Genomic DNA, 14259 nt, shown 5'->3' with positions numbered 1-14259 from the left:
GCGGATACCAGTTCAATTTGGCCCGTTTAGGAGTTGCGTCGGAAAAAAAGGATTTAGGGGCCGTCAGGGACCCGCTATGCGACATGTCAGATCGGCCATCCTTCCAACTGCCAATTTACAACATCCGGCTTGCCTAGCATATGTGTAGGAACACTCGTGCGGGTGCCCAAGCGCTTCAGCGCCAGCGCACAAGGAAACCACAGCTGCTGCCGCAGACGACTCGCGGCTCGTCGGTTTCCTGCCCGGACCCAAGACGCTGAGGTCGCGGGCATTGAGATGAACGCTTTGATTCCTGACCGACTTGATATCAAGCCACGTTGGCCGCATCGGGTTGCCAAAAATTGAAGACCCAAGCTGCCAACCAACTCACAAGAGCAGTGCCGAAAGCCTTCATCGCAGAACAACTAGAGAAGCAATAGCGATTTCAAAGGTGCCGCTATCGCTTATCTTGCGTTCTACGTCGACCACCCTGATGTGGAAATTTGCGCAACCAATCTCTTAAGTCTGATCGGCCTTCATCGCGTAGATGCACAAATGTTGCGTGCGCATTTGCTACTGCCTACCTTTCGCAATACATATGCGGGATCGCGCTTTGCACGATAACTGGATGCAGACAGCATGGCTACTGGATGTGAGTAAGATGCAAGCACCGCCTTCGAACGCATGTTGATGCGGCCCAAGTGGCGAGGATTTAGATATTTGCGATAAGCTGGTGATAGTTGCTGGAATTGCCCTACCAGACCAACAGGCAAGCAAGCAACGGACTCTAATTATTAGTTAGCCTGCTGGGCAGAAACGTGTTCAATGCGGTTTTCCTTGGCAAACAGAAAACGCCACATGAGCAGGGCACACAGAACCAAGCAAACGAAACCGCCAGTCACAGCGTAGATTAAGATCGCAGTACCAAGTGACGAACCAGAAATCAGTGCGCCGACGCTGAGCACGCCACCGGCCACTATACTAAGCAAGATCAGTCCGACTATCATCTTACGCTTCTTCCCCGACTGCGCCTCGACCAGTGCAGCCCTGACGCCATGTCAGAGAAGTATATAAATGTGTCACAATAATGTCCTGAACTGGCGCACGAAGACGGCAAGCATTTGCCGATCAGCTTAATAATGGTCGGTTAACAAAGGGTAACTTCGACACAGTTCAAAAGAAATCATGGAATATGACTTGAAAGCTGGGCAAGATATCGCCGAAACAAGATACTGGGCACCCCGACGTAGCGTCGGCCATTCTGCAATGAAGAGTTGAAAGAGCTTGAACATGAGATCGTTTTTCACATTTCTTTTTTTGGTATTGATCAGCGTTCCTGCGCTGCCGGCTCTGGCGCAAGGGTACAGACTTCAACCTGGCGATACCGTGCGAGTTGAAGTTTTGGAGGACGAAAGCCTTAACCGTGATATCCTTGTCGCGCCGGATGGTCGGATCAACGTGCCGCTAGCTGGCACGGTACGAGCGGGCGGTCGGACGGTCGAACAAGTGAGATCAGAGCTAACAGGTTTGCTTGCGCCCAATTTCGCTTCTGAACCCAATGTGTTTGTCTCACTGGGGGCATTGAATGTACCGATCCCGCCGCTCCCGGATGAGACGATCAATGTCTATGTCATCGGCGAGGCGGGCTCTCCTGGACGCCATGAACCGGTACGCGGCACGACACTTTTGCAGTTTTTTGGTGAAATGGGTGGTTTCTCACGATTTGCGGCGACCAAACGGGTTATGCTGCGTCGCACAGATAAATCGGGCAATGAAAACGTCTACCAGTTCAACTATGACGCTATGCTTGACGGAACGGGTACCGGTGGCAATACAAGGCTGATTGATGGCGACGTGATCGTGATCCCGCAGCGACGCCTGTTCGAATAATCGTGAAAGTGACCGGACCGTGAAACTCAACCCTGTCCGAATTGCGGCATTCACTGGTGCCGTCTTCTCGATCGCGAGCGCGAGTAATCGCGCAGAGGCTCAGACCTTGCCTGCCGACACATCCGGAACGATTTATACATTTGGAATAGCCCAAAGGATCGAGGCCGGTCGCAACCTCAGTTTAGATGTCCCGGAAGAAGGCCATGGCACGATCATTTCGACCCCACTGTCTTTCGGCATATCAAGTATAACTCCAATCCAAAGTTTCAATCTCGACGCGGTGACGGCACTCCGCTGGTCCAACTTGCCAGATCGCTCGAGCGAGTTCGATTTTGGAGATTCGATTTTTGATCTCGACTACAGTCGCGAGAGCGCAAATGCCGGACTGGACCTCGGTGTTGATTTTCTCAGCTACGATATTGGCTTTCTCAGGTCTTTGCGAGATTTCGTCGACGAAGAAGGCGTGGTCGACCTGCCGCCTGATTTCGACGACCTGACCGGCGACGGTACGCGGCGCGAATATGGCCTATCTTTACAGATGGATTTCGGTCGCCAAGATCTGGTGAACTATTTCTTCCGGGTCGACACAGTTGACATTCGGTATATCGACCAGACCAATCCCGACCTTTTCGATGAAACAACTAGCAGCGCCACTGCGGGGATCGGCTTTATACTGTCGCCGCGCACGACAGCGAGTATCGAAATCTTCGCGGAACAATTCGATGAGGATGATCCCGACCAAACAGACCGTCGCACCAAAGAGATTAATCTTGGTCTTACCCAAGAATTGTCCGCCGACGCTCGAGTTGCCTTGACCCTGGGCTACTCGGACATAGACGAACGGCGCGACATTATGGGGGATATCGAGACTACAGGTTTTATCGGCAGCATCGAGGTCGAGCGTGACCTGGCAGATGGTGGCGCATTCGTATTAGCTGAATCCGAACTTGACACCGCCGGGCGCCTCAACCGCCTACGCGTGGGCCGAGATCTTGCGATTGCGAATGGCGAGTTTTCTGCAAACCTTGGGTTTGCCAACACAAGCACCGATGCCATCGAACCAATTGGAACACTGACTTATTCTCAATTATTCGGCGAAAACGAACTGCAAATATTTTTTGATCGCAATACTATAGCGACCACGGACGACGTTTTCCAAACCGTGAATATTCTCGACGTTGGCTATATCTTTGGACTTGGCCCCTCCTCACGTCTGGGTTTTGGGGCGACGCACATCCTTACAGAAGCTACAGCCGTCGACCCGCGCATCGAACGCACCGATTTGAACGCCGTGTATAGCTACGAATTAGAGTCAGAATGGATCGTCAACGCGGGCCTGAATTACCGCGTGCGTGACGAAGAAGGACTGGGCCGCGCCGATAGCCCTCTTGCATTCTTTTCGATCGGGCGGGAATTCGCTTGGCGTCCTTAACCGGCCCTATGGCTCCGAGCTTAGTATCAGGCTCAAGGATTGCTGAATCTTGTTCTGATCGGTCGCCGCATAGGCCCGTCGCTGTTTGGTGTATGGGTAGGTCACTGTTCTGACACTTATTCAAGCGGGGACATAAACCTTGCAAAACTATCTATATTCCATTCCCAAAGTTCTCGTATGGGCATTAGCGCTCTACGTTGCAGCGCTGGCATATCAGGATTTTCTTTTGGGCGGCAACGCTTGGAAGCAAGGTGACTGGCTGATCAATAGTGTCGATGCCATAGTCCGCCGAGGGGTTATGGGGTCGATCTTGTTGCGGGTTTCACGAGCCTTGTCTATCGACCTGATTCTATTGGTTGTGCTACTGCAAGGACTCCTACTGCTCACGACGGTGAGCCTGGTAGCGTTTTGTGTTAGAAAATCTGAAACACCTGCAACGCTTTGGCTTCTTCTTCTGTCGCCGGGATTCTTCATCAGTTTTTGGGCTCTCGATGATCAGGGAGGTTTACGCAAAGAACTCATCACATTTCTTGCGTTTGCGCTGTTGCTTTTTGCCGCTAGCCGCCAAACGAGCAGCAGGCTTTTTATATATGCGGCAGCCATCGTGTTTAGCTGTGCTGTTCTGAGCCACGAAGGAAATCTGTTTTTTGCTCCGTTTTTTGCGTTTTGCTATTATTTGATGTTTCTGAAATCCGATATTTCGCGCAGTGATCTCGTCGCCTTGGCACTCATCATTTCTGGGGCTTGCATAGCGGCGATTGTTATTGCGTTCAGTTTCGATACCGTGACAGATTTCATGGCAGTTTGCCGCCCGTTACTCGCCGCCGGCGCGGATATCGAGATTTGCTCGGGGGCAATCAAAGCTCTGGAGATACCGCTTGGAGACTATCTGACAGCAACGTTTTGGATGCTCTTTTCACCTTTGATACTGTCTTTTGCGCTTTTGTATGCAATCACGGCGGTTCCGATCATTCTGATAGGCAGGCACTTTGTGGATGGACGCCGCTTTTTGATCGCCTATCTGGTTTCTGGGTTGCTATTTCTGCCTCTCTACATCGTCGCCGTGGATTGGGGGCGTTGGGTCAGTTTCCATACAACCGCCGTCATCTTCTCTTTGTTGATCGCCCTAAGTCTGGGTTACGCAAAAACCGGATCGAACACCGAACTGCCTCCAAAAAAGTTTAACAGTCTCCTGGTTTTCTTCTTGTGTGTCGGGGTTTCACATTTCGTTAACGTCATATGGGGAGGCATCGCTTGGAAAACACTAGATGGCATTTTTCACGCAATTGCAGCCTGACCTGCGCGAGAACACAAACTTATGCATCATCTGGAATATCAAACGGATCCCGCGCGCGAGATCGCATTGTTTGGAGATCATTAGGCTGAACTGAGAACTCAGGACGATATGTAAGGACGCACTGCATCGAATACATGCGCAGAGATCTCTTCGTAATTGTCCATGAAAACACTGTTGATGTTTTTCCCGGAAACGTCCGGCCTTGGAGCCTCCTGCTCGAACATGGCTGAATAAACGATCATTGCCACCAACAGATGCAAAGTATCGTTTCCGTGCGGTGCATCATCCACAAACCAATCACCCGCCTTTAGCGCAGATGCAGGCGTTTCTTCCATGACTGATACCATTGTGCGAGCAACTGGGATCATTCTGATGCGCGATGCCACCTCAGGAAGAGTTTCCTGTGCGTGATCCAACAAGTTGTCAAACCAACCTGTGTAATTCAGCAGCGTGGTTGTTCTTTCGCGCCAATCGGCAAAGTCACTATCCGATCCTGCGCCAGTGTCCTCATCCAGAATCCGACCCGCATCCGCCCAACCTTCATAGATCCAATAAATCGGCTCGTCGGTGACGTTTTCTTCATGAGCAGAGATAATGTCGGTGACTTCGTCACCCCAGGTAAGCGCCTTCCCTTCTTGCGCAGGCCTGGGGATCGGACCACCGACTACCGGATCCGGATTGGCTCCTTGTGATTTATATACTGGCGGACCTGAGAAGTTATCCGTCACAATGATGACATCAGTGACATTCGCCGTTTCAAGCGATCGCCAGGTTTTTTCAACCCCTGAAGATGGCACGCCAAACCGAATCCAGTTTTCCTTCCAATTGGGCGAAGACAGCGGAGGCGCGATGTCATAGCTACCCTGCGCTGCAAAAAACTGTTCGCCATTTGCTTCGACCAGCAATTTCATCATGGGGGGAACTAGGTCGTATAGGCTGTTCATATACGCGCCTGTCGCCCGTCTCTGCAAAACTTCGGCCTGGGCAATACTCGGCACCGACGAGGCGGTAACGATAGAAACAAGGGCGGCACACAAAAAACGCACTGCATAAACTCCCGATAGGTTTTCTCTTCGGTATAGGGTATCGCGCCCGTTTACGAAGTACATCTTACAAACCAGAATTTTTTGCACCCAGCTTCCATAGTGCTGCAAAATCGCTCATATTATATCGACCTGGGAAACAACGGTCATTCCATATTAGCTTTCTGGGCGAACCTTAGACATTCTGGAAAAAGATATTCGAGGCAGAATGGGTGCATGTGAGGGATTTAGCGCCTCGCCAGACACATATCCGCCGTATTATACCATTAAACAAACACTAAACATGCTAGCGTATCTAACTATTGATTTGAGGGGCTTCGGCCGTTTGTCTCTATGACGAGTGAAACACCTTTACCAGTTCTGGTCGTGGATCTGGACGGAACGCTTTTGCGCTCCGACATTTTGTTTGAAACATTTTGGAGCGCATTGGGCAAAGACTGGCGAACGCCCTTTCGGGCCGTCACTTCGTTATTACAGAGCAAGGCAAAGCTAAAACATGACCTGGCAGAGACCGGGCCGGTGGATGTCGCGACCTTGCCTTACGACTCCGAGGTGATCGACTATGTTCAAGCTTGGCGCAGCCGCGGAGGTCAAACAGCACTGGTAACCGCAAGCGACGAAAAAATTGCCAAGCGCATCTACGAACATTTAGATATTTTTGATGAAGTCTATGGCTCAGACGGACAGCGCAATCTAAAAGGCCCAGAGAAAGCTTCGTTTCTTAAGGACCACTATACCGGTGGATTTGCCTACATGGGCGATGCGCATGCCGATGTGCCGGTCTGGTCGCAAGCCAAGCAAGCCATTACAGTTAACGCCCCAGCCTCTTTGCGCCGCACTGTCGACGACCTGAACTCTCGGGTCGAACATCTTCAGACCAGATCTAGCGCGATAAAGCCTTATATAAAAGCAATTCGCCCGCATCAGTGGCTTAAGAATATACTTGTCTTTTTGCCCATGCTCGCAGCGCACCAATATGACGCGGTGACTTTCTTTTCAGCTCTGTTAGCTTTCCTTTCCTTTTCGATGGTTGCGTCCAGCGCGTATGTATCGAACGACCTTCTAGATCTTGAAGCTGATCGCGCCCATCCACGTAAACGCAACCGGCCTTTTGCTTCGGGTGCAATACCAATTGCACATGGTACCCAGATGGCATTTGGCTTGCTCGGCCTGGGCGTCGTGATCGCCGCCAGCGTCAATCTGGCTCTATTGGGCGTAATGCTGTTTTATTACGTGGCGACCACCGCTTACTCGCTGAACATCAAACGCCGGATTGTGGCCGACATAATGATGTTGGCCGGATTGTACACGACACGCATCATCGCTGGCGGCTACGCCACCGGCATACCTTTATCCGTCTGGTTGTTAGCTTTTTCTGTGTTTTTCTTTCTGTCACTGGCCTCGGTCAAACGCCAAGCAGAATTGATAGACACCGCCAAACGCGGTGCCATGGAAGCTACCGGTCGTGGATACCAAGTCGATGATCTGCCACTTATCAGTCAGGTAGCAATCTCGTCAGGTTATGTTTCTGTTTTGGTGATGGCGTTGTATATTAATTCCCCGACCGTGATGCAACTATACCGATCACCTACAGCGCTTTGGGTGGTGTGCCTTATCCTGCTATATTGGCTCACGCGTATCATCATGATAACCCATCGCGGCAACATGCATGACGACCCTGTGGTATTCGCTGCAAAGGACCGGACAAGCCTGCTGTGCTTTCTGGCCATATTGTTTTGCGCCGTCTGGGGAGCATTGCTATGACACTCGGCGCATTGATCTTACGCTATGGAGCCTTCGCAATCATCGCAACAATAGCGAACCTAGCCACGCAGCGGTTGGTTTTGCAGTGGGGTGAGGGCCTGGGACTATTCGTCATCGCTCTCGCAGTAGGCACCCTAGTGGGGCTGATCATAAAATATCTGCTAGATAAACGCTGGATCTTTTTCGACGTATCTTCGGGCGCTGCAGCCCACGGCAAGAAGTTCACACTGTACACCATCATGGGGCTAGTCACGACCGCAATATTTTGGGGCACCGAAACCGCATTCTGGTTGATCTGGCAAACCGACCTGGCGCGTGAGACGGGCGCCGTGATCGGCCTGACCATAGGTTACGTCGTCAAATACAATCTGGATCGGCGCTATGTGTTCACGGACTCGATGCTGTCATTGGGGCGCGCCACATGATGCTCAGCGGTTGGGGCAGGTTTCCCGTCATTTATGCGCCATTGGTCAAAAGGCCGCGCTCCGAAGTCGAACTAGCTGCAGCTTTAGAACAAGGGGGTGTAATCGCCCGAGGAAACGGCCGCGCCTATGGTGACAGCGCAATCAGCCGCCGCGGCACCATCGATATGCGACACTTCAACCGCATGATTTCATTTGACCCAAAAAGCGGCGTTCTGGTGGCAGAGGCCGGGGTATTGCTGGCCGATGTAATTACATCTTTCCTGCCGCGTGGCTGGTTCCCTTTGGTGACGCCGGGAACCAAATACGTGACCTTAGGCGGCATGATTGCTGCGGATGTCCATGGTAAGAACCATCATCGCGAAGGCTCGATGTCAGCCGCCGTTGAATGGGTGGACGTGATGGACGGATCCGGTACGGTACGCCGGGCATCGCGTTCGGAAAACCCAGACCTGTTTGACTGGATACCCGGTAGCATGGGGCTAACTGGCGTAATCCTGCGGGCGGCCATTCGACTGCAACCGGTGGAATCTGGCTGGATTAAGCAAACGATGATCCCGGCCCAAAACCTTACCGAAGCTATGAATGCGTTAGAGACTGGTGATGCGTTCACATATTCAGTCGCATGGATAGATTGCCTCAAAGGTGGCGCAAACCGCGGTCGATCCCTAGTTATGTTGGGCGAACACGCGCCGCGCGACATACTTGGTACAAAAGAAAACAGTGATCGATTTGCGCTACGACAAAAACGTAAAAAGCGCGTCGGCTTCGATTTTCCCGCCTTCGCTATGTCCGGACCAGCAGTAAAAGCATTCAACGCACTATATTTCCGCGCCGGACGACGCAGTGCAGGCGAGCGTCTGGTCGACTGGGACAGCTATTTCTATCCATTGGATGCGATCCTCGACTGGAATCGGATGTACGGCCGCAGGGGTTTCGTTCAATTCCAGTGCGCGCTACCTATGGACGCATCAAAAGAAGGCCTCGATGCTCTGCTGGCGGCCATATCTGACGCTGCTTCAGGATCCTTCCTTGCAGTGTTGAAGAAGTTCGGCGATCAGCCCAGTAGATTTTCATTTCCGATGCTTGGATATACGCTGGCACTGGATTTTCCGGCGAGCCCAAAGAATTTCAAGCTGCTGGAGCGACTGGACCGTATTACCATCGACCACGGAGGCCGCTTCTATCTGGCCAAGGATGGCCGGATGACCGCGCAAACGCTGATCGAGAGTGATCCGCGCGTAGCAGCATTCGTAGCGCAGCGCCGCGACAACAGTGCCGTAGGTACATTTCAATCCTCCCAATCCGAAAGGCTCGCCTTATGAGCAAAACTCCCGTTCTCATCCTTGGCGCGCGTTCGGATATGGGCTTGGCGGTGGCGCAAAAATTCGCAAGCCTTGGCCATCCGATCCAACTTGCGGCGCGTAATGTGGAAAGCCTGAAACCCAACCGCGACGATGTGATGACCCGTCACAACGTCGAGGTTTCTCTACACGAGTTCGACGCCTTGGACCCAGAAAGCTTTGCAGCTTTCGTTGACAGTCTGCCTGAATTGCCCAGCGTTGCCATTTGTACGGTCGGATACATGGGCGAGCAATCTGAAAACGAACGAGATATCTTGGCCTCCAATCTGGTCATGCGCACGAATTTCGAAGGGCCGGCCGGAATTCTGGCGGAACTCGCCAATCGGTTCGAAGCCCGAGGCTCGGGCACTCTGGTCGGCGTTAGCTCGATAGCAGGGCTGCGTGGGCGCGCGACGAACTATGTCTATGGCTCAGCAAAGGCAGGTTTTACCGCTTTTCTGTCCGGCCTGAGAAATCGGCTATCAAAAAAAGGCGTGCATGTGGTGACGGTTTTGCCCGGATTTGTTGCGACGCAGATGACGGAAAACATGGACTTGCCGAAGAAATTGACGGCCCAACCTCAGGAAGTTGCCGAAAAAATCGCTACTGCGGTCGAGCGCGGAAAAAACGTGGTATTTGTCCGAGCGATTTGGTGGCTGATCATGGCGATCATCTGCAACATTCCCGAGAGTGTATTCAAGAAGCTAAAGATCTGAGATGCTTTGTACTACAAAGCTGAGCGTTCAGGATTAAGACAGGTTCGGGCAATTGACTTTAAGTACATAACCCGGACTGAGCAGTGTTTGAAAAACCCCTACGGGTTTGTATTCACAAGATCTTTCGTCAAGAACATCCCGCAAGCCTCGTGTTGCCCGCCCCGGTTCTCCCGGCCAAGCGGCGTGGATTGAACTTATGTAAAATGTGCTTCCGTCTTCTGGTGCCGCATCCAGTACAAACCTGGCAAGAGGTCGAAAATCACCACGTAACCGCAGCATGATGTACATTTTTGACCACGCGTCAGGGTCATTGTGTAACATATCTTCAATTGCTTCAGAAAACCTGCCAGCGTCTAACTCATTCCACTCCGGGCCGAAATACGAAGGGTCAATCGCAACACTGCCAGTTGCGAGCGACGGTGCATAACTATGGTGATCAATTGGTGCGCCCCGTTCGATCATCAACGGGATCAGTCGAAACGTCCCGAAGTAGTGCAACACCTGTGACGGAGGAAGCTCCGATAAAGTCGCGACCAGCTGTTTGCTGGAGCCTTCGACAAGTTGCGGGGGCCATTTCGTCATCACACGTAGTCCAGTCGCTGCAAGCACGCCGCCCAGTATGACAAGACCCGCTATAGCAAATGGACGTCGAGAATCCATGCACCGTAGCAGACAATCAACCGTAGCCGCTGCCAACACTGGGAGTATTCCCAACATCCAAACGAGGTGTCGTGAGCTGACTGCCGGATATTTTCCTATTGCGGCAAGGCCCAAGAAGACGGTCACGATAGCGCCCACAAACAACATCAGCGCCGACAATCGCGAGCGCTCCGGCCTCTTTAGGAACACGAGCGCAACCAGGGCCAATAGGCAGATTACAAGCAATATGACGGCGCCCCGCGTCTGAAACAGAGCTATTGCGGCGTCACCGAATCTAGCCAGCGCCTCCATACCCAGACCGCCATAAGCATCGGGGAAAGCGGTGATCTGAATTCTCGTTGCATGGCCAATCTGCAGGTAATACGCGCATGCGATCACGAACAGCACTGCCGCAACCGCGCCCTCGCGTAACTCAAGCTTGTGGCCGATCAAACGCAGCATCAGAAAAACGCCCACCACGACACAAGCGCCAACAATTGTTGAGACGCCCAAAAAAAGCCCTGCTAGAAGAATGGTAAAATCACGCAAACTGAAGGCATCAGATCGATCCTTTGCGAAAATCCAGGCAGCGAATATAGCGAACCCTGCTGCATCGAAAGCATAGAATTTCAACATCGATCCGTTGACCAAAAAGGACGGGAGCGACAGCACCACAAACAGACCCGCGGCGATCGGCAAAGCCTGCTTTCCAAATGCACCAATCAAGGCTGCAACGAATACGCCGAGCGTCAGCAGGACTATGATCAAGCGCATAGCACGGATCGTCAGACCTGAGATGCCATGCAACAGCAAATTGAAAATCGGTGGCCCTGCTTGTTGCGCCTCAGGCAACGGACCGAAGGCTTGTGTCAGATTATCTAGTGGGAAATTCAACAGCTGCGATACTTCGTCGATCCAGATGCTGCGGTCAGACCAGAAATAGAGTTGAACAGCCCCAAAAACCAAAACGATCGCAAGAATAAACAAACCAAAAGGGCCATTCTGGCCGCCTATGTACCTGTGCATGGCAATCTCTCTGAATTCGCCGACACAAGAAGAATTAAACGAAATCCTTCCTCGTGGGCAAGTTCAACACTGTGCTGCAAAACCCGAACTTCTGTCGCTAGAAAGTAGTTTATCTGGATTTCTCCACCTGGACCGGTTTGTAGCGTCATGCAAGTTTGCCAGGATTGCCATTGGGATGTTTCCAATGGGCTGTATGGTCTTCCTTCGTTGTGGTAATTACAACATAATTCCATCCTCGCGAAGGGATCTGCCAGAAAACGGAACCAATCTACCAACAAGCACCCGGCCCTGAGCTTTGTGTTCAGCACATCTGTGAAAGCGCCGTCGGCCGGCTTACAAGGTTGGGAGAAGTTCTGCGTGATACCATTGTCGTTGGCCACAGATTTTTAACCCTAGAGCTGAGCTCGCTGCGGGTGTTCGCCCGTTTCGTCGCCGGACATCCAATCTGTCAAAACACCTGTCCCGCGTAGCTTTCGAACTTCTGCGCCCGCAGCTCGAATAGCTGATCTAGGGTTCGCCTCTGCCAAACCTTCCCTTGGGCACTAAGCTGACCTGTTGCCGATCAAATTCCATTCGAAACTGCCTGACATCGTCCATCTGCTCATGCGACCAGAACACCAGCGGTTTAAGCACATTGAGAAGGCTGCGCCCTAAATCTGTCAGCTCGTAGGTTACAGCGACCGGAGGACCGGGCTCGACCGTTCGTGTCAGGTATCCATCTCGCTGTAAGCCACGCAGGTTTTCAGTAAGTACGCTTTGCGTAACGTCGCCAATGCACCGTTTGAGATCACCAAACCGTCTTGGTTCGTCTTCCAAGGCCAGAATGATGATCATCCTCCACTTGCCCGTCACGTTGGACAGCACGGAACGGATACAGCAGTTTGATGCCTCGGCTTTGTTGGCGACTCCAATCGGTAGCATATCAATTTCTAGTATGAATCACAGACTATTGATAACTTAGCTCACTCATTTGCATTCATCAATTCTCTTCTCCACTGAGCAGTATGGTTGACAATACCTAGTTTGGCAAAAGTACGTAATTGCTGTTTGGTATGATATTGCTACTACGTACTGGAAAGATACGAATCATAGGATCTCTCCATGTCTCCACAAGAACTTGTCGTCGCCCTGTTCACCGCAGCCTTTGTCGATCATGACCCCGAGGCGGCACGTGCGCTGATCACCCCGGACTATATCCAGCACAATCCGCGGATTGAGACCGGCGCTGAAGGATTGGTAAACCTGATACCGCTCATCGAGCAATCAGGAATGACTGTGGTCACCCACAGGGTCATCAGTGAAGGCGATATGGTTGTGCTGCACAGTACGTTCGACAACGCACAGGTGCTTGGCGCCGAAACTGTCGCAGCTTTCGATGTGTTTCGCGTCGAAAATGGCATGGTCGTCGAACACTGGGATAACCTGCAACCAGTTCCTGAAACGACGGTTTCGGGTCGAGGTATGACCGACGGCCCGACTGAGATCACCGATCTGGACAAGACAGAAGAAAACAAAGCTCTCGTGCTCGGATTTGTGCGTGACGTGCTCGGCGGCGAGGCGCCTGAAAATGCACCACAGTACTCTGAAGTCTATATGCAGCATAATCCCAACCTTGCCGATGGCATTGAAGGATTGTTTGAAGGAACCAAAACCTGGGCGGAACAAGGTTTCGTTATCACCAAATTCGAACCGCAAATTGTGGTCGCTGAGGGCAACTTTGTCTTCGTAGCTTCGGATGCCACCGTCAGCGGACAGCCTTGGGCCTTCTTCGATCTCTGGCGCGTGGAAGATGGCTTGATCGTCGAACACTGGGATGTCGTGTCACGCACTCCGGCAGAGATGTCACACAACAACGGCAAATTCTAAGACTGAATCATCAACAATCGACCGGCCCCAAGGATCGGTAAGGCGAGAGACAAATCCTTCGCGGTACAGGACCAAAAACAATGCATCACATACCCAGCCCGAAACCCCAAATCCCATTTGATCAGCTGAAGCAGGATCACTGGACAGTACAGGAAACCAAGAATGCGACCGTTGTAGTTGATTTCTTCCAACGGCTTATGAACGATCACGATTTTGAGTACGTGTCCCGCACCTATTCAGACGGACCTTACATCCAGCATAACAGGGCTATCCCGTCTGAGATGTCTGGCGTGATCGGGTACGTGAAGACCCTAACGAAGCGGTTTCCGGACTACAGCTACGACGTCAAACGCATCATCGCGAGCGGTAATTTGGTTGTGTTGCATAGCCATGTAACGCTTAAGGCGCAGCATCGCGGGAACGAAAGTAAAGGGTTCATCATCACCGATACCTTCCGCCTTGAAGACGGCAAACTGCGCGAGCATTGGGATGCTATGCAAGCCATCGATCTGTTCACCCGCTTCGTGATGCTTCTCACAGGCGGGAAAATCGCGAATGACAATGCAACGTTCTGATCTAAAGTGATTGCTTGGGTAGTCGTCAACGCTGGTGACGAAGTAACTCCTATAGGCGCTTCCGGGCTCAGATGCGCTGACCTGCCTTTCTGTATTTTCGTGATTTGATCCTCGTCATCCGAAACAGGCAGACAATGATCACCATTCAGAACACGAACATCTTCAAACCGCCTATTCAACAGCAAACGACGACGCGGTTCTGTCCGACGAAACAGAAGGTTACAGTCCCTGGGGACGCTCCTCACAATTCTGAGATGGCAACTCAAC

The 14259-nt window shown here is 51.9% G+C and carries 13 protein-coding genes; 9 read left to right on the top strand and 4 right to left on the bottom strand.

The window, feature by feature from the left end:
* Nucleotides 1-773: 773 nt before the first annotated feature.
* Entirely contained in the window at nucleotides 774-986 is a 213-nt protein-coding gene (locus ACR0KM_RS06340; protein WP_480858372.1) for a hypothetical protein, read from the bottom strand.
* Nucleotides 987-1269: 283 nt separating this feature from the next.
* Between ACR0KM_RS06340 and ACR0KM_RS06335 the strand changes: the two genes are divergently transcribed.
* The 3 genes from ACR0KM_RS06335 (at nucleotide 1270) to ACR0KM_RS06325 (ending at nucleotide 4598) form a co-directional block, all read left to right on the top strand.
* The gene (locus tag ACR0KM_RS06335; RefSeq protein ID WP_480821232.1) at nucleotides 1270-1869 is read left to right on the top strand and encodes a polysaccharide biosynthesis/export family protein; all 600 of its coding nucleotides are present in this window, start codon (nucleotides 1270-1272) and stop codon (nucleotides 1867-1869) included.
* Nucleotides 1870-1888: 19 nt separating this feature from the next.
* The gene (locus ACR0KM_RS06330; RefSeq protein ID WP_480858370.1) at nucleotides 1889-3301 is read left to right on the top strand and encodes a hypothetical protein; all 1413 of its coding nucleotides are present in this window, start codon (nucleotides 1889-1891) and stop codon (nucleotides 3299-3301) included.
* A 139-nt stretch (nucleotides 3302-3440) separates the two neighbouring features.
* Entirely contained in the window at nucleotides 3441-4598 is a 1158-nt protein-coding gene (locus ACR0KM_RS06325) for a hypothetical protein (RefSeq protein WP_480858369.1), read from the top strand.
* A 98-nt stretch (nucleotides 4599-4696) separates the two neighbouring features.
* On the opposite strand, the gene ACR0KM_RS06320 is transcribed toward ACR0KM_RS06325, so the two are convergent.
* A complete protein-coding gene (locus tag ACR0KM_RS06320) occupies nucleotides 4697-5707 on the bottom strand; it encodes a hypothetical protein (protein WP_480858367.1) in 1011 nt (336 codons plus the stop codon).
* A gap of 267 nt (nucleotides 5708-5974) precedes the next feature.
* Here ACR0KM_RS06320 and ACR0KM_RS06315 point away from each other — a divergent pair, with 267 nt between their 5' ends.
* The 4 genes from ACR0KM_RS06315 to ACR0KM_RS06300 are packed head-to-tail and all read left to right on the top strand — an operon-like array spanning nucleotide 5975 to nucleotide 9886.
* The gene (locus tag ACR0KM_RS06315) at nucleotides 5975-7405 is read left to right on the top strand and encodes a UbiA family prenyltransferase (protein WP_480858365.1); all 1431 of its coding nucleotides are present in this window, start codon (nucleotides 5975-5977) and stop codon (nucleotides 7403-7405) included.
* Nucleotides 7402-7830 carry a GtrA family protein gene (locus tag ACR0KM_RS06310; protein ID WP_480858363.1) on the top strand — a complete coding sequence of 143 codons (429 nt, stop codon included), beginning with the start codon at nucleotides 7402-7404 and terminating at the stop codon, nucleotides 7828-7830. The genes ACR0KM_RS06315 and ACR0KM_RS06310 overlap by 4 nt, the downstream gene beginning before the upstream one ends.
* Nucleotides 7827-9152: an FAD-binding oxidoreductase gene (locus tag ACR0KM_RS06305; protein WP_480821244.1), complete on the top strand. Its 1326-nt coding sequence runs from the start codon at nucleotides 7827-7829 to the stop codon at nucleotides 9150-9152. Before ACR0KM_RS06310 ends, ACR0KM_RS06305 begins: the two co-directional genes overlap by 4 nt.
* Nucleotides 9149-9886 (top strand): SDR family oxidoreductase, encoded by a 738-nt coding sequence (locus ACR0KM_RS06300; protein ID WP_480858362.1) that lies wholly within the window; start codon nucleotides 9149-9151, stop codon nucleotides 9884-9886. The genes ACR0KM_RS06305 and ACR0KM_RS06300 overlap by 4 nt, the downstream gene beginning before the upstream one ends.
* Before the next feature lie 33 nt (nucleotides 9887-9919).
* Here ACR0KM_RS06300 and ACR0KM_RS06295 read toward each other — a convergent pair whose 3' ends face one another.
* Nucleotides 9920-11551: a hypothetical protein gene (locus ACR0KM_RS06295; protein ID WP_480858360.1), complete on the bottom strand. Its 1632-nt coding sequence runs from the start codon at nucleotides 11549-11551 to the stop codon at nucleotides 9920-9922.
* A gap of 507 nt (nucleotides 11552-12058) precedes the next feature.
* Complete coding sequence (locus tag ACR0KM_RS06290; protein WP_480858358.1) at nucleotides 12059-12472, bottom strand: winged helix-turn-helix transcriptional regulator; 414 nt, start codon at nucleotides 12470-12472, stop codon at nucleotides 12059-12061.
* A 180-nt stretch (nucleotides 12473-12652) separates the two neighbouring features.
* Here ACR0KM_RS06290 and ACR0KM_RS06285 point away from each other — a divergent pair, with 180 nt between their 5' ends.
* Nucleotides 12653-13417, top strand: a complete 765-nt coding sequence (locus ACR0KM_RS06285; RefSeq protein ID WP_480858356.1) for a nuclear transport factor 2 family protein — start codon at nucleotides 12653-12655, stop codon at nucleotides 13415-13417.
* A gap of 80 nt (nucleotides 13418-13497) precedes the next feature.
* Entirely contained in the window at nucleotides 13498-13992 is a 495-nt protein-coding gene (locus ACR0KM_RS06280) for a nuclear transport factor 2 family protein (RefSeq protein WP_480821254.1), read from the top strand.
* Nucleotides 13993-14259: the final 267 nt, after the last annotated feature.

This window comes from Ruegeria sp. G10, assembly GCF_056533645.1.
The sequence above is the reverse complement of the archived record's forward strand: the minus strand, read 5'-3'. Positions and strand labels throughout refer to the sequence as shown.

What these genes read in the sequence shown, in the direction of transcription:
- ACR0KM_RS06340 (WP_480858372.1), bottom strand. Translation starts at nt 986, where the DNA reads ATGATAGTCGGACTGATCTTGCTTAGTATAGTGGCCGGTGGCGTGCTC.
- ACR0KM_RS06335 (WP_480821232.1), top strand. Translation starts at nt 1,270, where the DNA reads ATGAGATCGTTTTTCACATTTCTTTTTTTGGTATTGATCAGCGTTCCT.
- ACR0KM_RS06320 (WP_480858367.1), bottom strand. Translation starts at nt 5,707, where the DNA reads ATGTACTTCGTAAACGGGCGCGATACCCTATACCGAAGAGAAAACCTA.
- ACR0KM_RS06315 (WP_480858365.1), top strand. Translation starts at nt 5,975, where the DNA reads ATGACGAGTGAAACACCTTTACCAGTTCTGGTCGTGGATCTGGACGGA.
- ACR0KM_RS06310 (WP_480858363.1), top strand. Translation starts at nt 7,402, where the DNA reads ATGACACTCGGCGCATTGATCTTACGCTATGGAGCCTTCGCAATCATC.
- ACR0KM_RS06305 (WP_480821244.1), top strand. Translation starts at nt 7,827, where the DNA reads ATGATGCTCAGCGGTTGGGGCAGGTTTCCCGTCATTTATGCGCCATTG.
- ACR0KM_RS06300 (WP_480858362.1), top strand. Translation starts at nt 9,149, where the DNA reads ATGAGCAAAACTCCCGTTCTCATCCTTGGCGCGCGTTCGGATATGGGC.
- ACR0KM_RS06295 (WP_480858360.1), bottom strand. Translation starts at nt 11,551, where the DNA reads ATGCACAGGTACATAGGCGGCCAGAATGGCCCTTTTGGTTTGTTTATT.
- ACR0KM_RS06290 (WP_480858358.1), bottom strand. Translation starts at nt 12,472, where the DNA reads ATGCTACCGATTGGAGTCGCCAACAAAGCCGAGGCATCAAACTGCTGT.
- ACR0KM_RS06285 (WP_480858356.1), top strand. Translation starts at nt 12,653, where the DNA reads ATGTCTCCACAAGAACTTGTCGTCGCCCTGTTCACCGCAGCCTTTGTC.
- ACR0KM_RS06280 (WP_480821254.1), top strand. Translation starts at nt 13,498, where the DNA reads ATGCATCACATACCCAGCCCGAAACCCCAAATCCCATTTGATCAGCTG.